This is a genomic window from Fodinicola feengrottensis, from assembly GCF_039530045.1.
Classification (GTDB): domain Bacteria; phylum Actinomycetota; class Actinomycetes; order Mycobacteriales; family HKI-0501; genus Fodinicola; species Fodinicola feengrottensis.
In genome coordinates this window covers 1-17,885 of sequence record NZ_BAAANY010000030.1, presented here as the reverse complement: position 1 = coordinate 17,885, position 17,885 = coordinate 1, and the positions used below count along the sequence as shown (strand labels likewise).

Annotated in this window: 15 protein-coding genes, 1 tRNA gene and 1 pseudogene; 10 read left to right on the top strand and 7 right to left on the bottom strand. The window is 68.0% G+C overall.

Features of this window, described 5'->3' with window-relative positions; genetic code table 11:
* Positions 1 to 989 (top strand): aminotransferase-like domain-containing protein (locus ABD301_RS30900; protein WP_344313805.1); only part of this gene is annotated, 989 nt, incomplete at its 5' end.
* A gap of 5 nt (positions 990 to 994) precedes the next feature.
* On the opposite strand, the gene hisC is transcribed toward ABD301_RS30900, so the two are convergent.
* The 4 genes from hisC to ABD301_RS42600 form a co-directional block, all read right to left on the bottom strand.
* On the bottom strand, positions 995 to 2,071 hold the full coding sequence (hisC, locus tag ABD301_RS30895) for a histidinol-phosphate transaminase (RefSeq protein WP_344313804.1): 1,077 nt from the start codon (positions 2,069 to 2,071) through the stop codon (positions 995 to 997).
* Positions 2,068 to 2,973 carry an RDD family protein gene (locus ABD301_RS30890; protein WP_344313803.1) on the bottom strand — a complete coding sequence of 302 codons (906 nt, stop codon included), beginning with the start codon at positions 2,971 to 2,973 and terminating at the stop codon, positions 2,068 to 2,070. The genes hisC and ABD301_RS30890 overlap by 4 nt, the downstream gene beginning before the upstream one ends.
* On the bottom strand, positions 2,970 to 3,605 hold the full coding sequence (locus ABD301_RS30885; RefSeq protein ID WP_344313802.1) for an RDD family protein: 636 nt from the start codon (positions 3,603 to 3,605) through the stop codon (positions 2,970 to 2,972). Before ABD301_RS30885 ends, ABD301_RS30890 begins: the two co-directional genes overlap by 4 nt.
* 201 nt (positions 3,606 to 3,806) lie before the next feature.
* Complete coding sequence (locus ABD301_RS42600) at positions 3,807 to 4,271, bottom strand: hypothetical protein (RefSeq protein ID WP_390623900.1); 465 nt, start codon at positions 4,269 to 4,271, stop codon at positions 3,807 to 3,809.
* Between ABD301_RS42600 and ABD301_RS30880 the strand changes: the two genes are divergently transcribed.
* The 4 genes from ABD301_RS30880 to ABD301_RS30865 all read left to right on the top strand — a co-directional run bounded on the left by ABD301_RS30880 (position 4,239) and on the right by ABD301_RS30865 (position 8,466).
* Positions 4,239 to 4,691, top strand: coding sequence for a PadR family transcriptional regulator (locus ABD301_RS30880; protein WP_425551999.1), 453 nt, complete (start codon positions 4,239 to 4,241; stop codon positions 4,689 to 4,691). The genes ABD301_RS42600 and ABD301_RS30880 overlap by 33 nt on opposite strands.
* A 122-nt stretch (positions 4,692 to 4,813) precedes the next feature.
* Positions 4,814 to 6,220, top strand: coding sequence for a cysteine--tRNA ligase (cysS, locus tag ABD301_RS30875; RefSeq protein WP_344313801.1), 1,407 nt, complete (start codon positions 4,814 to 4,816; stop codon positions 6,218 to 6,220).
* A gap of 112 nt (positions 6,221 to 6,332) precedes the next feature.
* The gene (rlmB, locus tag ABD301_RS30870) at positions 6,333 to 7,319 is read left to right on the top strand and encodes a 23S rRNA (guanosine(2251)-2'-O)-methyltransferase RlmB (protein ID WP_344313800.1); all 987 of its coding nucleotides are present in this window, start codon (positions 6,333 to 6,335) and stop codon (positions 7,317 to 7,319) included.
* Between the two features lie 709 nt (positions 7,320 to 8,028).
* On the top strand, positions 8,029 to 8,466 hold the full coding sequence (locus ABD301_RS30865) for a ribonuclease (RefSeq protein ID WP_390623909.1): 438 nt from the start codon (positions 8,029 to 8,031) through the stop codon (positions 8,464 to 8,466).
* A 56-nt stretch (positions 8,467 to 8,522) separates the two neighbouring features.
* Here ABD301_RS30865 and ABD301_RS30860 read toward each other — a convergent pair whose 3' ends face one another.
* On the bottom strand, positions 8,523 to 9,638 hold the full coding sequence (locus ABD301_RS30860; RefSeq protein WP_163567014.1) for an ABC transporter ATP-binding protein: 1,116 nt from the start codon (positions 9,636 to 9,638) through the stop codon (positions 8,523 to 8,525).
* Positions 9,639 to 10,023: 385 nt separating this feature from the next.
* Between ABD301_RS30860 and ABD301_RS30855 the strand changes: the two genes are divergently transcribed.
* From ABD301_RS30855 to ABD301_RS30840, 4 genes are all read left to right on the top strand, one after another.
* A complete protein-coding gene (locus tag ABD301_RS30855; protein ID WP_163567015.1) occupies positions 10,024 to 11,055 on the top strand; it encodes a MinD/ParA family ATP-binding protein in 1,032 nt (343 codons plus the stop codon).
* A 112-nt stretch (positions 11,056 to 11,167) separates the two neighbouring features.
* Entirely contained in the window at positions 11,168 to 12,262 is a 1,095-nt protein-coding gene (locus ABD301_RS30850) for a LacI family DNA-binding transcriptional regulator (RefSeq protein ID WP_344313799.1), read from the top strand.
* Positions 12,263 to 12,332: 70 nt separating this feature from the next.
* Entirely contained in the window at positions 12,333 to 13,562 is a 1,230-nt protein-coding gene (locus ABD301_RS30845; RefSeq protein ID WP_344313798.1) for an SGNH/GDSL hydrolase family protein, read from the top strand.
* 445 nt (positions 13,563 to 14,007) lie between these two features.
* Positions 14,008 to 14,364, top strand: a complete 357-nt coding sequence (locus ABD301_RS30840; protein WP_163567017.1) for a hypothetical protein — start codon at positions 14,008 to 14,010, stop codon at positions 14,362 to 14,364.
* 70 nt (positions 14,365 to 14,434) lie between these two features.
* Here the strand turns inward: ABD301_RS30840 and ABD301_RS30835 are convergent, their stop codons facing one another.
* Positions 14,435 to 16,114 carry a bifunctional 3'-5' exonuclease/DNA polymerase gene (locus ABD301_RS30835; protein WP_344313797.1) on the bottom strand — a complete coding sequence of 560 codons (1,680 nt, stop codon included), beginning with the start codon at positions 16,112 to 16,114 and terminating at the stop codon, positions 14,435 to 14,437.
* A gap of 82 nt (positions 16,115 to 16,196) precedes the next feature.
* On the opposite strand from ABD301_RS30835, the gene ABD301_RS30830 reads away from it, so the two are divergent.
* Positions 16,197 to 16,269: transfer RNA gene (locus ABD301_RS30830), tRNA-Thr, on the top strand.
* Positions 16,270 to 16,483: 214 nt separating this feature from the next.
* Here the strand turns inward: ABD301_RS30830 and ABD301_RS42595 are convergent.
* Positions 16,484 to 17,029 (bottom strand): annotated as a pseudogene (locus ABD301_RS42595) (site-specific integrase); the annotation flags it as partial.
* Positions 17,030 to 17,885 lie beyond the last annotated feature (856 nt).

Below are 17,885 nucleotides of genomic sequence, written 5' to 3'. Positions count from 1 at the left end.
GCCAGGGCGACGCACGCGGCCATCACGTACTGCGCAGCGAGCTGGCCGGCTACCTCGGACGAGTACGCGGGGTCCGGGTCAGTGCCGACCAGATCATGGTCTGCGCCGGCTATTCACATGCGCTGGCGTTGGTCTTGCAGTGGCTGAAACAGCACGGCCGTGGCCGGCTCGCGGTGGAGGATCCAGGCCTTGGCAGCAACAGAGAAGCGGTTGTCCACTTTGGACTGTCCACTGTGGACATTCCGGTGGACGGCCACGGTCTCGAGGTTTCCCGGCTGGCCAATGCCAACGCTGATGCGGTCTTGGTCACCCCAGCACACCAGTTTCCCTATGGCGTACCACTGCATCCGAGCCGCCGAAGCGAATTGCTCGCGCTCGCCGAGCGACGGCGGATGCTGGTGATCGAGGACGATTACGACGGCGAGCTGCGCTACGACCGGCAGCCGGTCGGCGCCATCCAGGGCCTCGCGCCGGACCGGGTGGTTTATGTGGGCACCACGAGCAAATCGCTCGCGCCGACGATGCGACTCGCCTGGCTGACGGTGCCGGCCGAGATGATGCCGGAGCTGGTGCGATTCCGGCTGCTGACCGATCGGCACAACCCGGTGATCGACCAGCTCGCGATGGCGCAGCTGATCGGCAGTGGAGCGCTGGATCGGCACCTGCGCCGGGTTCGCGGCCGCTATCGGGCCCGCCGCGAGACTCTGGTGCGGGCTCTGCGGACGTACGTGCCTACCGCCCGGATTCTCGGGGTGGCCGCCGGCTACCACATCACGTTGACGTTTCCGTCCACTGTGGACGAAGCCGCGGTGTTCGATCGGCTCAAGGACCGCGGCATTCTGCTCGACCCGCTCAGCCGACATACCGGTACGGCCTCCGCGCTCGGTCCCGGCTTAATCGTCGGCTACGGCACTCCGCCGCAACACCAGTTCGCCGCCGCCGTCGAAGCACTCACCACCACTTTGGCCACCCTGCTGCCAAAGCACTGAGACAGCTAGACGGCGTCGGCGAGGGCCGCCAGAAAGCGGTCGTTTTCCTCAGGCGTACCAACCGTGACCCGGATGCCTTCGCCGGCGAAGCCGCGCACGATCACGCCGTGCCGGTCGCAGGTCGCCACGATCTGGCTGGTGGCGTCGGCAGCCGGCAGCCAGACGAAGTTGGCCTGGCTGTCGGGGGTTTCGAAGCCGAGTTTTCGCACCGCTTCAAGGATCCGCGGCCGCTCGGCGATCACCAGGTCGCAGCGCCGCCGCATTTCGTCGCGCTGGTCGAGCGCGGCCAGCGCGGCGGCCTGGGCGAGGCTGGAGACCGAGAAGGTGGTGACGATTTTGCGCACGGTGTCGGCCACATGTGGGGTCGCGGCCAGCCAGCCGACCCGCAGGCCCGCCATTCCCCAGGCCTTGGAAAGGGTCCGGAGGACGACGACATTTTCCCGTCCGCGGGCGAAATCCAGGCCGTCGGGCACGTCGGGGTCGGTGACGAACTCCCGGTACGCCTCGTCGACCACCACGAGGACGTCCGCCGGCATCGAGTCGACGAACTCCGCCAACTCGCCGCCGCGGATGGCCGTACCAGTCGGATTGTTGGGGTTACAGACGAAAACCAGCCGGGTCCGGTCGGTCACCGCGGCCCGCATCGCGGCCAGGTCGTGGCCGTGCTCAGCGGTGTTCGGGACCGGCACGGCGACCGCGCTGTGGCCGCCGACCACGATCGGATAAGCCTCGAATGACCGCCAGGAGTAGATGACCTCGTCGCCGGTGAAGGTGGTGGCTCGTACGAGCTGCTCGGCGAGCGCGACCGAACCGCAGCCGGTGGCCACCTGGTCCGGATCGAGTCCGTACGAGGCGGCCAGCCGGCCACGCAGCTCGACCGAACCCGCGTCCGGGTAGCGGTGCGCGTCGGCGGCCGCGTGGGCGATCGCGTCGACGACCCCGGGCAGCGGTCCGTACGGCACCTCGTTGCTGGCGAGGCGCACCGGCGGCAGGAGGTTGCCGGCCGCGTCGGCCACGTCGGCGGGCCGCCGGCCGGGCACGTACGACGGCAGTTTCGCGAGGTCCGCCCGAACCAGGCTCATGACGGGTCTCCCTCGCTGCCGGTCCCGCTCGCCGCCTCGGACCGCGGAGCCCTCGCGCGGACCACGATGGTGAAAGCGGCCTTGTCGTGGATGCACTGCTTGCGTGGCTGGTCCCAGGTGCACCACAGCGCGTCGAGCAGCCCGAACAGCGCGCCAATCGGCCAGCAGATCACCGTCAGCGCCTGCACCCACCAGCGCCGCATCGACAACCCGAAGGTCATCTGTTGGTCCAGCAGGAACTGCACGCGGATCCCGATCAGCCGCTTGCCCAGGGTCTGCCCGCTGTACCAGATCTGCGGCACCTCGTACGCGAACCAGAGCCCGAGCGCGATCACCATGATCAGGATCGCCAGCCACGACACCGTTGTGGTCGCCGTCGGCGGATCGATGGCCTGGCCTTTCGCGGCGGCCGTCATCGCGTCCGCGACCTGCTGCCAATATGGCTGGCTGATGTACTGGTAGACGAACCAGCCGTTGACCACCACGTTCAGCAGCCCGACCAGCATGATGTCGATGACCCGGGCGGCCAGCCGCTCGCCGACGCTGGCCAGTGCCTGGGCCGGCACGTCTCCGGGCAGCGTGCCCAACGGCAGCTTGAAAGCGCCGGCCGGTGGGAAGCCAGGTTGCGCTGGATAGCCGGTGGGCCGGCCATCGGCCGAGGTGCCGCCGACTGGTACGCCCCAGCCGGCCGGGCTTTGGGCGGTGCGTTCCGGACCGAACGACTCTGGTCCGAAAGGCGCCAGGACGGGCTCTTTGACGCCGTAGCGCGGTTTCTCGTCGACCGGCGGTTCGGTCGGGATAGCAGTGTCGGCCGGCACGCCGTCGCCGATCCACTGCTCGCCGTCCCAGTAGCGCCGGACATCGGGCTCAGCCGGGTCCTTGTACCAGCCTGGCGTGGTCACTGGGCCACCTTGATCACCACGGTCTTCGCGTACTTGTCATGCAGGCACTGCTGGTACGGCTTGTCCCAGAGGCACCACAGGAGATCGAGATAGTTGTACATCCCGACGACCGATCCGACCAGCAGTCCCACAATCGGAATGACCAGCACGATCGAGACGCAGTACTGGGCGAGGAACCGGCGTTGCAGGGCACGCTTGCCTGGCTGCTCGTTCTCCAAGCCCACGATCTTGATCCCCATCCGCTTCTTGCCGTACGTCTGGCCGTGCTTGACCTGGTATCCGACCTCGTAAAAGTAGAGCAGAACGAGGTTCACCAGCAGAGCCAGCGAGAACCCGCCGAGATAGGCGAGGACGTACGGCCACGGCTCCTGCACCTGCGCGGCGATCAGGATCCCCAGCGGAACGAACATGAACAGCACGGTGCAGATGAGGTTGGGCAGCAGCAGGATCGCGATGTCGATGAGATGGGCCAGGAACCGGTCCATCGGCGGCGCCAGCGGATGGCCGTGCACCAGAACTGGTGGCCGGTATCCCGGTGGCGGCCCGTCGGACACCCAGCCGGTGCCCGGGGTGAGGGTCGGGCCGTACGCCTCCGGCTGGGTCCAGCCGGCGGGTGGGGTGGGTGTGCTCATCGACGGCCTCCGTTGGGCGCCGGCGGCGCGAGGCTGACCAGCCGGTCCGTACACGTCATGGGCCCCATCCTGCCGTACGAGCAGCGAGGTTGACCGGAGCCCTTGCGGTAAGGCCTTGCTTTGAAGACTATCTCGATATATCGTTAACCCATCGAGATGCAGTCCAGACTTATTGAGGAGTGGTTTTATATGTCAGCACTATCAGCAGATGGTGGATTTGGACCGGGCGCCTGGGGTTTCGGCGACCGGCGGGCGGCCTTCGCGGCAGCGATGGGACGCGTGCGTGGCGAGCGTCGGGGACACCGACACGACCACCGGCACGAGGGTGATCATCACGGGCATGACCAGCACGATCACGGCCACCACGGCGGTGACCGGCGGGCACACGGCCGGGTGCACCAGCGTGGTGGCTTCGGGCCGGGTGCTGGTTTTGATCCGGGCGCCGGCTTCGGCCGTCGCGGCGGTTTTGGTCCTGGTGGGCACGGGCCGGGTGGTTTCGGTCCCGGTGGCTTTGGACCGGGCGGGTTCGGTCCCGGTGGTTTCGGCGGCGGCTTCGGTCCTTTCGGGCCGGGCGGTGGTCGCGGTCACCGGCGCGGCCGCGGTCGCCGTTCGCGCGGCGATGTCCGTACGGCCGTGCTCGCGCTGCTTCTTGAGCAGCCGATGCACGGCTACCAGATCATCCAGGAGATCACCGAGCGCAGCGGTGGCGCCTGGCGGCCGAGCCCCGGCTCGGTCTACCCGGCCCTGCAGCTGTTGGAGGACGAGGGCCTGGTGCGTACGGAGCAGTCCGACGGCCGGCGGGTCGTCCAGCTCACCGACGCCGGCAAGGAGTATGCGGAGTCCCGTCGCGAGGAGCTCGCGGCCGCCTTCGAGGTGCTCACCGACGGCCCCGGCGACGACGTGGTGGAGGTCCAGAACCTGGTCGCCCAGGTGATGATGGCCTTCGGCCAGGTCATGCAGGCCGGCACCCAGGCCCAGGTCACGGAGGCGAAGAAGGTCCTGACGCAGGCGCGTAAGGCGCTCTACGTCATCCTCGCCTCGGATGACTCTGATGACGCGCCCTCATCGGAGGACGACGCCGAGTAGTCACGCCGCTTTGGCCCTCGATGAACCGTTGACTGGTTCATCGGGGGCTTTCGCGTACCCGCCGGGGCATGGATCTCGCCGTGCTCACCCGGCCGGTGACGGCGTCGAATACCCTGGTTGGGGTGAGCTTGCGCCTGTACGACTCGCTGTCACGGTCCGTCCGGGACTTCACCCCGGTGACACCCGGTCAGGTCGGCATGTATCTGTGTGGCATGACGGTCGACGCGGTGCCGCACATCGGCCACCTGCGCGGCGGGCTGAACTTCGACGTGCTGCTGCGGTGGCTGCGGCACTCGGGTTATGAAGTCACGTACGTCCGCAATGTCACCGACATCGACGACAAGATCCTGCGTCGCGCGGCCGACGCCGGCGAGCAGTGGTGGGCCCGGGCGGCCCGGATCGAGCGGGTGCTGACCGCCAGCTACCAGCTGCTCGGCTGCCTGCCGCCGACCGTCGAGCCGCGCGCGACCGGGCACATCCCGGAGATGGTCGAGATGATGCGCCGGCTGATCGCGGCTGGTCACGCGTACGCGGCCGATGGCGATGTCTATTTCGACGTGGCCTCCTGGCCCGCGTACGGGGAGCTGTCCGGGCAGCAGGTCGACGCCATGCAGCAGGGCGAGACGCTCGCCACCGGCAAGCGCAGCGCGGTGGACTTCACGCTGTGGAAGGGCACCAAACCAGGTGAGCCGGCGACCGCGTCGTGGGCCTCGCCCTGGGGGCCGGGCCGGCCGGGCTGGCACCTGGAGTGCTCGGCGATGGCCGGCAAATACCTGGGACCGGCCTTCGACATTCACGGCGGCGGCATCGACCTGGTTTTTCCGCACCACGAGAACGAAATCGCCCAGTCGCGGGCGGACGGGCAGCAGTTCAGCGCGTTCTGGCTGCACAACGCGTGGGTCACCCTCGCCGGCGAGAAGATGAGCAAGTCGCTGGGCAACGTGCTCTCACTGGACGCGGTCACCCAGATCGCGCGGCCCATCGAGGTGCGTTATTACCTCTCGACCCCGCATTACCGGTCCACGATCGCGTACAGCGAAGAAGCGCTGGCCGAGGCCGTCACCGCGTACCGGCGCATCGAGGACTTCGTGGTCCGTGCGAGCGAGAAGGTCGGTGAGGTCCCGGCCGTCGACCTGCCCGAGGCGTTCGTCGCCGCGATGGACGACGACCTGGGGGTGCCGCGGGCCGTCGCGGTGGTGCACGACACCATCCGGGAGGGCAACACCGCTCTTCAGAGCGAGGACCTTCCGGCCGTACGAGCCGCGTTGGGCAATGTCCGCGCCATGCTCGGCATCCTCGGGTTGGACTCAAGTGCACCGGAATGGGCTGGTGGCGCGAGTGCGGACCAGTCCGGTGACCGGCTCCGGGAGGTCGTCGACGCGCTGGTCGCCGGCATCCTCACGGCCCGCCAGGATGCCCGCAACCGCAAGGATTTCGCCACCGCGGACGCGCTGCGCGACAACTTGAAAGCAGCCGGCGTACAAGTCGAGGACGGCGCCGCCGGCTCCCGCTGGACCCTGGAGCGTTAGCAGAGATTCGTTGTCTGCGGGGCTGCCCACGTACGATTGACGTAAGAGGGCAGTCCTGCGCAGCCGTTTGGATCCTGACTCTCATTCGGTGCGACCAAGGAGACAACTCCCGATGCCAGGCAATTCACAGCGCCCCAACCGGCGGAACACCTCGTCCAAGAAGGGCGCCAGCAAAGGCACCGGCGGGCTGAACCGGCGCAAACTGGCCGGCCGTGGACCGACCCCGAAGGCGGAGGAACGGACCGGTCATCCGGCCAAGCGGCGGGCCACCGCCGCCCAGCGGGCCGCCACCGCCAAGGCCGGCCAGCCGCCCAAACCCCGTACCGCCCCAGGCCGCCGCTCGGCAGCCGCTGCCGACGCACCTGAGCTGCTGGTCGGGCGCAACCCGGTGTCCGAGGCGCTGGCCGCGCAGATCCCGGCCACCGCGCTCTACGTGGCGCTCGGCATCGACGCTGACGACCGGGTCAAGACATCCGTGAAGCTGGCCGCCGACCGCGGACTCGCGATCCTGGAGATCTCCCGGGCCGAGCTGGACCGGATGACCGGCGGGGTGCTGCACCAGGGCATCGGCCTGCAGGTCCCGCCGTACCAGTATGCCGAGCTCGACGACGTTTTCGGCAAGGTCCGCCAACAGCCCGCCGCGGGCCTGCTGGTCGCCTTGGACGGGGTGACCGACCCGCGCAACCTCGGCGCGGTGATCCGCTCCGCCGGTGCCTTCGGCGCGCACGGCCTGGTGCTCCCGTCCCGCCGCTCCGCCGGCATCACCGCGACCGCCTGGCGTACGTCCGCCGGCGCCGCCGCCCGGCTCCCGGTGGCCAGGGTGACCAACCTCGTACGAGCCCTCAAGGCTTGCCAAGACGAGGGCTTCCTGGTCGTCGGCCTGGACGCCGTCGGCGAACTGGATCTCGACGACTTCGCGGCCGGCGTCGACCCGGTGGTCGTGGTGGTCGGCTCCGAAGGCAAGGGCCTGTCCCGGCTGGTCTCCGAGACCTGCGACATGCGCATCTCCATCCCGATGGCCACCGGCGCGGAATCCCTCAACGCCTCCATCGCCGCCGCCGTCACCCTCGCCGAAGTAGCTCGCCAACGCCGCGGCTGAGTCTCTGGCGGCAGTTCCTGCCGCGGCGCGAAGGTGTTCGCGTCGCCGGGGCGCCCAAAAACCGGGCACCCCACCGCCTCGAACACCGGGACGGCCTTCGGCCGCCGCGCGGGCGGGGTTGGGATGGAAACCCGTGCGGCTGGTTTGGTGTTGAAGTACCTGTTACGGCGCGGAATTGTCGTAGGTGTCTGTTTTTCTTTCCCCCTCCCTTTGAACGGGCGGGGGGTGGGTCGAGAGGTGGACCTTGATTTTTAGTTGGACATTGGTCCTCGAACCCGCCCCCCACCCGTCACTGGGTGGGGGTGATTTTTGGGGGTGGGTACGACAGTTTTGCGCCGCACCCGGAAATTGATCACTGGCAGTGAAAATTGACCCGACCTCATGGGTCACCGTGGAATGTGGCTGACCGGATTCCGTCTCATATTTCGGGATGGGAGTCCTGTATTTCGGGCTCGACCGTTACCTCTGTGACTCCAGTGATTATTGCGCAGTCGGGCACCTGCGAATGTAACCGTACGGTTCACAAAACGGACAAAACGGAGCTGTTTGGTTACATTCGCGGCGAGCGAGCGGCGAGCGGTGGGTGGGCGGGTAACCAGATGGTAATCAAAGTGCGAAATCTTCGGATAATCCGTCAATAAGTGACGAACGGCACCTATCGTACGAACGCATGAGACCACACTCTCGTACTCCCAAACCCGTCGTCCTCCTGCTGCTGACCGCGCTGCTGGCGGGACTGTTCGGGCTGACCGCGCCGGCGTCGGTCACCGCCGGACCGGCAGCGGCCAGCGCCCAACAAGCCAGCGTGCAACAAGCCAGCGTGCAACAAGCGAGCGTGCAGAAAGCGTTGCCGTTGCCAACCGTCGGGTTGTCGAGCTTGCCGTCGCAGGCGACCGACACGGTTCGGTTGGTGCAGAAGGGCGGCCCGTTCCCGTACCCGCAGGACGGTGTTGTCTTTGACAACCGTGAGGGCCTGTTGCCAGCGCAAACTTCCGGCTATTACCACGAATACACGGTGAAGACGCCCGGTGCGCCGACTCGTGGCACTCGCCGCATCATCACCGGTGGAGGCAGCACCAACCCGGCGCACTGGTATTACACCGGCGACCACTACAAGTCCTTCTCGCAGGTCGATATCACCCGCTGAGCTGGACGAAAGCGCCCCCGGCCAACCAGGCCGGGGGCGCTTTCGTACGAGATAAACTAGGCCCGGATCCGCTCGCCGGTCTCGGCGTGGAACAGGTGCTCCTGGCCCTTGCGGATGGCGATCGACACCTTGTCGCCCATCGCCGGCGGCGTACGGCCGTCCGTACGCACGACGATCCGCTCCTGGTCGCCGCCCAGCTCGGCGGTGCCGTAAACGAAGGCGTCCGAACCGAGTTCCTCGACCAGCTCCACGTTGATCGAGAAGCCGGGGTCGTCTTCCTTGGTGAGCGACTTGCCGTTGCCGGCGATGTCCAGGTCCTCCGGCCGGAAGCCGATGGTGACCGTCTTCGCGCCATTCGCGCCGGCCGCCGCGACCTGCTCGCGGGTCAGCGGTACGACGATGCCGCCCAGCTGCGCGCCGCCGTCGACCAGCGGCACGGTCTTCAGGTTCATCGCGGGCGAGCCGATAAAGCCGGCCACAAACGCGTTCTTCGGGGTGTCGTAGAGCGCGCGGGGGGTGTCGACCTGCTGCAGGAAGCCGTCCTTGAGGACGGCGACCCGGTGGCCCATCGTCATGGCCTCGACCTGGTCGTGCGTGACGTAGACAGTGGTCGTGCCGAGCCGGGCCTGCAGCGACGCGATCTGCGAACGGGTCTGCACGCGCAGCTTGGCGTCCAGGTTCGACAGTGGCTCGTCCATCAGGAAGACCTGGGGCTCGCGTACGATTGCGCGGCCCATCGCGACCCGCTGCCGTTGGCCACCGGAGAGCGCCTTGGGCTTGCGGTCCAGGTAGGGCTCGAGGTCGAGCATCTTGGCCGCCTCGGCGACCCGCTTCTTGATGTCCGCCTTCGGGACCTTCTTCAGCTTGAGCGCGAAGCCCATGTTGTCGAAGACCGTCATGTGCGGGTAGAGCGCGTAGTTCTGGAAGACCATCGCGATGTCGCGGGCCTTGGGCGGCAGGTTGGACACGTCGCGGTCGTTGATCTTGATCGCGCCCTCGTCGACGTCCTCAAGACCGGCCAGCATCCGCAGCGACGTGGACTTCCCACAGCCGGACGGGCCTACCAGGACCAGGAACTCGCCGTCGGTGATCTCCAGGTCGAGCTTGTTGACCGCGGGAGTCGTGGTGCCGGGATAGATCCGGCTCGCCCCCTCGTACGTGACAGTAGCCATCGTGCTTCCTTCCACCGGCAGGAACGTGCCGGACGATCCGAGTGGAGGGAGCGGGTGGCGCACGGTGACGTGCTTGCCGCCCAGGCCGGTCGTACGGAAGATCAACTACGCCAGGATGATTGGCATATTTCCGTTTCGACCCACCTTGCCCTCGGGCCTCCATGCAGGCAGCCCGCAGTCAACCTACATTTCGCGAGTGACTCGGGCCACCCTCTTCGATGAGAAACCGGGCAGAATCGAGCTCGTACCCAATCAGCGACGCTGCGTAACCAGAGGTGGTGTCGGATGCAGGTCACGGCACCGATGGCCGTAGGCTCATAGCGGTCTTCCTGATACACCGTCGACAATGGTGTCCGGGCGCCGACGCATGGAGGGGAGCGGGGCTGTGACAGAGCGACCGCCGACCATACCGCCAACTCAGTGGTCCCCGCCGAACCGGCACGGCGCCGTACGAGAGTCGATCCGTGAGTCCGGCCCGCCAGAGCACCCGCCGTCCGGCTGGCGGCGGCTCTTCAACCGCCGTCGCGCGGAGGAAGACGAGGCAGTGGTCCGTGCCCCGCAGGCTCCGCAAGCCCAGCTGGCCGACCCGCTGGCTCTCAACCAGTATCCAGCCCCGGAGATCGCCCGGCTGATCGACACCGTGCGAGCGCAGATCCCCGGCCCCCGGGTGATCGCCTTCATCAACCCCAAGGGTGGCGCGCACAAGACCACCGCGTCCGTGTTGACCGCGGCCAGCTTCGGCGTGCTGCGCCGCCGGGGTGTGCTGGCCTGGGACGACAACGAGCTGCGCGGCACCCTCGGGCTGCGCGCTGGTACGGCCCGGCACGGCCGCACGATCAAGCACCTGCTGCACGACCTGCCGGAGCTGGAAGCCACCGGCGGGCCGTATCCGGAAGAGCTGGACGCCTACTTGCGCCGCCAGGACGACGGTTGTTTCGACGTGCTGGCCTCCGACGAGGATCCGCGGATCGGCCGGCTGCTCACCACCGACGTCGTCCAACGGCTGGCCCGCGCGGTGACCCGCAGCCATCAGATCGTCATCGTGGACACCGGCAACAACATCGACAGCGACAACTGGCGGACCATCATCGAGCGGGCCGACCAGCTGGTCGTCATCACGCTGCCCCGTGAGGACGCCGCTTTCGCCGCCGACTGGATGCTGGAGCTGCTGGTCGAGGACGGATATGCGGCGAAGGTCGCGCACGCCGTGACGGTCTTCTCCACCCCGGCGCCGGCGATTGAGCAGGCCGCGTATGCGGACCTGGCGCAACACTTCGCCAGCCGTACGCGCGCGGTCATCCAGACGCCGTACGACGCGGCCCTGGACCACGGTGGCCGGATCGACTACCACGCGCTTTCCCCGCAAACCCGGGACGCTTGGGTCCGGGTCGCCGCGGTTATCGCCCAGGGACTGTGAAGTCCGGTCGTTCGTGCGTTAAAAGCCTGCGATTACCGCACCAACCTGCATTGAGCACAGTCAGTGTCGACCTTTGCGGAGCAAACGAGCCTGAATCGGTTATGGTCCGTCCATGACAGCACAGCACGCGGGCCAGCGGATCCGGCGAACCGCGACGCTCGCCTCGCTGGCAGCCGAGCTCGGGGTTTCCCGTACGACGGTCTCCAACGCCTACAACCGGCCGGACCAGCTGTCGCCGCAGCTGCGCCAGCGAGTCCTGGACACCGCCAAGCGGCTCGGCTACCCGGGCCCGGACCCGGTGGCCCGCTCGCTGCGGATCCGCCGGGCCGGCGCGGTCGGGCTGCTGCTCACCGAACGGCTGTCGTACGCGTTCCGCGACCCGGGTGCGGTGGCCTTCCTGGAGGGCCTCTCGCTGGCCTGTGAGGACGCCCGGGTCGGGCTTCTGCTCGTACCAGCCGTCGAAGGTGCCAGCGGCACTGATCCGGCCGTGGTGGCGCGGGCGGCGGTGGACGGGTTCGTGGTCTATTCGATGCCGGAGGGCAACGAGTTCCTGCAGACCGTGCTGGACCGCCCGGTGCCAACCGTGGTGGTCGACGAGCCGGCCGGGGTGGACGGCGTGGACTTCGTCGGCGTCGACGACCGGGCCGCGATGATCGCGCTGGCCCGGCACCTGGTCGACCTCGGGCACCGGCGGGTGGGCGTGGTCAGCTCGGCGATCAGCCCGGACGCCACTTTTGGCTTCGCGTCTCGCGATCGGCAGCGGGCCGCCGGCTATCACGTCGTACGCAACAGGTTGGACGGGCTGCGCCGGTCGTTGGAGGCGGTCGGCGTCGGCTGGGATGACGTGCCGGTGATGGAGTTGCCGGCCAACGACCGGCAGCTGGCCGCGCAGGGCGCCGGCAAGCTGCTGGATGCCTATCCGGACCGTACGGCGATCGTGTCCATCACCGACATCGTCGCGTTGGGCGTCCTGGACGCGCTGTCCGAGCGGGGGATCTCGGTGCCAGCGCAAATGTCCGTCACCGGCTTCGACGACGTGCCGGACGCCGCGCTGGCGCACCTCACGACCGTCCGACAGCCGCTCCGGGAAAAGGGCCGGGCGGCTGGCGAGCTGCTGCTGGACACCAGTGAGCGGCCGGCGCCGCGGACCAGGATGCTGACGGCCGACCTGGTCGTAAGAGCCACCACCGGTCCAGCTCCGGAGTAGCTGCCCTCGGCGGATGTAGAGATGCCGTCGACCGTTTCGATGTCCTTAGGAAACCGAGGAGGATATCGAAATGAGAACGCACTTTCTTCGAGGAGTTTCGGTCGCGGCGGCGCTGGTCGTCGGCGCGGCCGGGGCGCCCGCGGTGGCGTCGCCGGTCGGCTGGACCGGCGGGTGGGAGTCGGCCCAGGTCGCTGCTCCTGGCGACACCGGCGCCACCAACTGGTCGGTGACCGGCTTCGACCACCAGTCGATTCGTGAGGTCGTACGCGTCAGCCGAGCCGGTGCGGCGATCCGGATCCGAGTGTCCAATGTGTACGGCAAGACGCCGTTGCGGCTGGCCGGCGCCACTGTCGGGCAGGCCGCTGACGGGGCGGCCGTACGCGCCGGATCGTTGCGGCCGGTCAGCTTCGGCTGGTCGCTGTCGACGGCGGTGGCCGCCGGTCGTACCGCGATTTCCGACCCGGTCCCGCTGCCCGTTCTGGGGCTGGATCGGCTGGCGGTCACGCTCTACTTCGCTGGTCCCACCGGCCCAGCGACCTTCCATCCGCTGGCGTCGGCCACCTCGTACCGGGCCGCTGGCGACCACCGCTCGGACAGCGGATCGGCCGCCTTCAACGAAAACTCGGAGTCCTGGTATTACCTTTCCGGTGTCGACGTGGTGGGGGCGACCGGCCGCGGCACCGTGGTCGCCTTTGGCGATTCCATCACCGATGGCGCTTTTTCCAGTGTGGACAAGAACAATCGCTATCCCGACGAGCTTGCCGAACGACTCGCCGACGGTCGCCCTACCGGGATCGCCAACGCTGGCATCTCCGGCAACCGGCTGTTGCATGACTCGCCGGGCTTCGGGGACAGTGGCCTGTCGAGGTTCGGCCGGGATGTGCTGGGCGAGCCGGACGTACGGACCGTTATCGTCCTGGAAGGCATCAACGACATCGGTTTCGGCGAAGGCGGACTCGGCGAACTGGTGAGCGCGCAGGATCTGATCGGCGGCTATCGCGCGCTGATCGCCGCCGCGCACCCCCGCGGGATCCGGGTGATCGGCGCGACCCTGACGCCGACCGAGGGCTGCCCGTACCCGGGTTACGACACCCCGCACGGCGCGACTGTTCGGGCCGCGGTCAACCAGTGGATCCGTACCAGCGGAGCCTTCGACGCTGTCGTCGATTTCGACCACGCGCTGGCCGATCCGGCCGACCCGAACCGGATGCGGCCGGCGTACGACAGCGGCGACCACCTGCACCCCAGCGACGCCGGCTACCACGCCATGGCGGACGCCATCGACGTACGCGCCCTCTGACCTTCTGCTCGCAACGGCCCTTTACTTGCGCCTGCCGCAAGCGAAGGGGCGTTGCGAACAATGCGACGCCGAAGCCGGGTGCGCCGCGAAAATGTCGGTGCTCGCTGGCAGCCTCGATTCGGGGGCGGCATTTTCGGTTGCGCGCTGATAATCGTCATCATCTCGGTCGGGGTGGTTGTTCTTTGTTGCGGTGGTGGATTACTGGCGACTTCTCTCAACAACAATGACACTCCGAGGCCCAATCGTACAACCGCTGAACCTCGCGACCGTTCAGCGCTGGGAAGTCAAATAGTGCGCGCTTTCGTTCGTAAGCTCCTCATTTTCTGAAGTCCTGATCCACCGGGTGGATCTGACATTCGTCAATTGCGTACGATCCGTCTGGAGGGCACAATGCTGGCTGGCCGGAAAGGGCCAGTTGAGGCGACCGAATGGGGATTTTCGCTCAATGTTCACAGCAAAGACGCTCACCTTCGTCGCGGTCGCGGCGGCGGTTGTGCTGGGAATCACCGGGCCTGCCAGTGCGGCGCCACCGACGTTGCAAGAGGTCCGCTGCATCGGCGCGAGCGACGGGTTCCTCCATTTCCACCAGATCCCCGGCGACCGTTGTTTCGCGTACGCCGGTGATATCCAGCTGTACAACGGCAACGGCTATTTCCCCGTCGACGCCTATGACAGCGGCAACAACTCCGGATGGTTCGTTTACAAAGCGCCCGGCTGCTCGGCATGCCGGGAATGGTTCCCGAAGCACCATTACCAGTATTTCAACCCAAGCATCGACATTTTCTCCCTGCATATCAGCTAGAACATGCGGCCCGAAATTGTCGCCCCCAGCCGGCAGGCTGGAATTCGGGGGCGGCATTTTCGGGTCGGCGTCAGCCCAGCAGGGTGCCGTGGGCGGCGTCGGCATAGCAGTCGACCACGTCGACGGCGACCGGGAAGCGGGCCGGGGTGGCGCCGAAAAGCAGCCGGGTCGCGGTCGCGGCGGCTTCGCCGATGGCGGTGACCACCTGGTCAGCCACGTCCTTCGGGGCGTGGGCCATCACCTCGTCGTGCTGGTAGAAGACCAACTCGGCGCCGTCGATGCCGGTCAGCCGGGTACGCAGGTCCGCGATCAGTGCGCCGGCCCACTCCGCGGTGGTGGCCTGCACGACGAAGTTGCGGGTGAAGCGACCGCGGGCACGGGCCGCGGACACGCTCGTACGATCCGGTGGCCCGTCCTCGCTGACCCCGCCGTCCGACGGCTCGGCCACCGCCGCGTTGCCAGGCGGGCACGTACGGCCCAGCCACGAGCGCACCAAGCCGCCGGTCTCACCCGCTTGGGCGGCTTGTTCCAGCAGTTCAAGGGCCTGCGGATAGCGGCGGCGAAGGGTTGCCAGCGGGGCTGCCGCAGCGCCACCGGTCTGCCCGTACATGGCGCCGAGCAGCCCAAGTTTCGCCTTCGCGCGCTCGCCGGCGAAGGCCTCCGCGGCGAGGGCGGAGTAAAGGTCTGGTTCGCGGGCGGCCCGCAGCATCCCGGTGTCGCCGGACATCGCGGCCAGGATCCGCGGGTCGACCTGCGCCGCGTCGGCGACGATCAGCACCCAGCCGTCCTCGGCCACCACCGCCTTGCGTAGCCGGCGTGGGATCTGCAGCCCGCCGCCACCGCGGGTCGCCCACCGGCCGGAGACGACCGCGGCCGGCACGTACTCCGGGCGGAACCGGCCGTCCCGTACCCACTCGGCCTGCCAGGCCCAGCCGTTCGCCGTGAAGATGCGCGCGAGTTCCTTGTATTCCAACAAAGGCTCGACCGCCGGATGGTCGATTTGCTTCACCGCCGCCGACCGGGTGTTCTCCAGCGGATGCCCGGCCCGGCCGAACGCGCGCAGCACCTCAGCCGGCGAGTCGGGATTCAGCGACCGGTTGCCCAACGCCTCGCCCACCTGGTTCGCGAGCTCAGCGAGCCGGGTCGGTCTTACGCCCGGAGGCGTCCGGCCACCCAGCAGCGCGGCCAGCAGCGCGTCATGGACGTCCGTACGCCACGGCAGCCCAGCGCGGCCCATCTCCTCGGCCACCAGCGCACCCGCCGAATCCGCTGCCACCAGCAGCCGGAACTTGCCCGGCTCGGGGAGGGCCGCGATCCGGCGCTGCTGGTCGGCGAACACCAGCCGGGCCGCCTCCAGCGGATCCACCTCCGGCGGCAGTCCGGTCCGGTCCGGCTCGAACAACGACGCCGGCGCGTCCCGTTGCGCTGGCTCCGGATCGGCCGGCACCGGATGCCCCGTCAGCCGCGCCCAAGCCGCCGCCACCGCCCGCGGCTGACCCCACCGCCCGTCGTACCCGAGCAGCAAAGCCTCGGTCAGCGCCAAATCATGACACCGCTGCACCCGTACGCCCGCCGCCAGCAGCGGTCTATAAGTGCTGACCGCGTCGGGCCACACCCACCGCGTATCGGGGGACGCCGCTCGTACCTCCGCCACCACGTCAGCGGTCCGCCGCACCGGTCCAACCGGCGCCCCCGCCTCATCGACGGTCAGCAACGCCGGCTGGCGCTCGGTGTTCAGCACGACCCGCATGCTCCTGAGTCTGCCTCCCGGCTACGACACCGCCGCCCGCAGCCAGACCCGCCCACCGCCATCGCCTACCATTGACGGGTCCGCCGGCGTGGCGCAATTGGTAGCGCATCCGACTTGTAATCGGAAGGTTAGGGGTTCAAGTCCCCTCGCCGGCTCTCGTCCGAAACCGCAGCACACTGCGTGTGAGCTGCGGTTTTGTGTTTTTGTTGATCGTGGGCGGCTGCGGTGATCCATGCGTGACGGCGCATGTGGAGCGGTTGTGTGCCCATTGTGTGCCCAGGATGTTTCCTTCATCTCATTGGGCTTTTCTGGGAACGATTTTCGCGGTGGCTTCGCGTTGGTGTGGGCGAGCTGGGGCAGGACGCTGGTGTAGGTGTCGGAGGTGAAGTTGAGGTTGGCGTGGCCGAGCATTTCCTGGATGTCTTTGGTGTCGGCTCCGGCGGCGTAGGCGAGGGCGGCGGCGCCGTGTCGAAGGTCGTGGAGTCGGACCGGGGGTAAGCCGCTGTCGGTGACGAGGCGTTGAAAGTGGTCGGTGACCTTTCCGGGGTGTAGCCAGGAGCCGTCGTCTTGGGTGAAGATGCGTCCGGTGTCGTTCCAGTTGGCTCCGTGGGCGAGCCGGTGTTGTTTCTGTCGGGTGCGGTGTTTGCGGATGGTGGAGAGTGTCGTGGCGTCCAGGGCGATGGTGCGGTTGCCGTCCTGGGTTTTGGGTGGCGCCTCGACCACGTCCCAGCCGTCCAGGACGAGTTGGGTGGCGATGGTGAGGGGTTCCTCTGCTTCGTCTAGGTCGATCCAGCGGGCGCCGCACGCTTCGCCGCGGCGTAGCCCGCGGAAGGTGATCAGGTGGAAGAGGGGATAGAGCGGGTCGTTGGTGATGTGGTCCAGGAACGCTCCGGTGTGCTCGGGTGTCCACACCATCACCGGTCCGGGCGCGCGACCGGTCTGCTGCCAGAACTCGATGCGGGACGCCGTCCAGACCAGCGGCCGGGTCTTCTTGGTGTCACGCATGTCGAGGTGGGCGGCTGGGTTGAAGGTGATCAGTTGGTGGGAGATCGCCTTGTTCAGCGCCGCCCGCAGGCATGCCCGGATGTTCTTCTGCGTGGTGGGTCCGGTTGGGCGCCGGTACGGCGGCAGTGCGTGGAGTTCCTCGCGTAGGACGGCTTTGTCCTTGCGGCCGTGCGCGGCTTTGCGGCGCGACTCGATGTCGCGCCGGGCGGTGTTGTTGGCCTCCCGCGCGATGTTCTCCTCGTCGATCGCGTCGAACATGTCCGCCAGTTGGCCGACGGTCAGCCTGTCGATGCGGATATTCCCGATCCGGGGTTTGAGGTGCACCCGCACGTCGACTTCGTATGACTTCGGTGTCCGGCCTCGTTTGGCGGCCAGCCATTGATCCAACCATTGCGCGATGGTGACTTTCGCGGTCAACGTCACCGGCGCGTGTAGCCGGCGTTGGACAGTGTCGGGCTCAGGAAGCGGTTCACCGGTTCGGGACAGGTGCGCCAACAACGCGGCCACGTTCTCCCTGCCGTCGTCGTCGTCGGGCCCTGGGAGCGCCAGGATGGCGCGCCCCACGTCCAGATCGGCCTGGGCTTGTGTGGCTGTGGTGTACGTGGACCGACGGAACAGGCGCCGTTTACCTCCCGCCGTGGGCAGGAGTTCTTGGCGCACCGCCCAGTATCCGTGCGCCTTACGTCGCAGGCGAGGACACCGTGCCCCTAGGGCGTGTCTGCTAATTGATGTGCCTGGTGGTAGGTGATGAGGGCTGCGAGGTGGA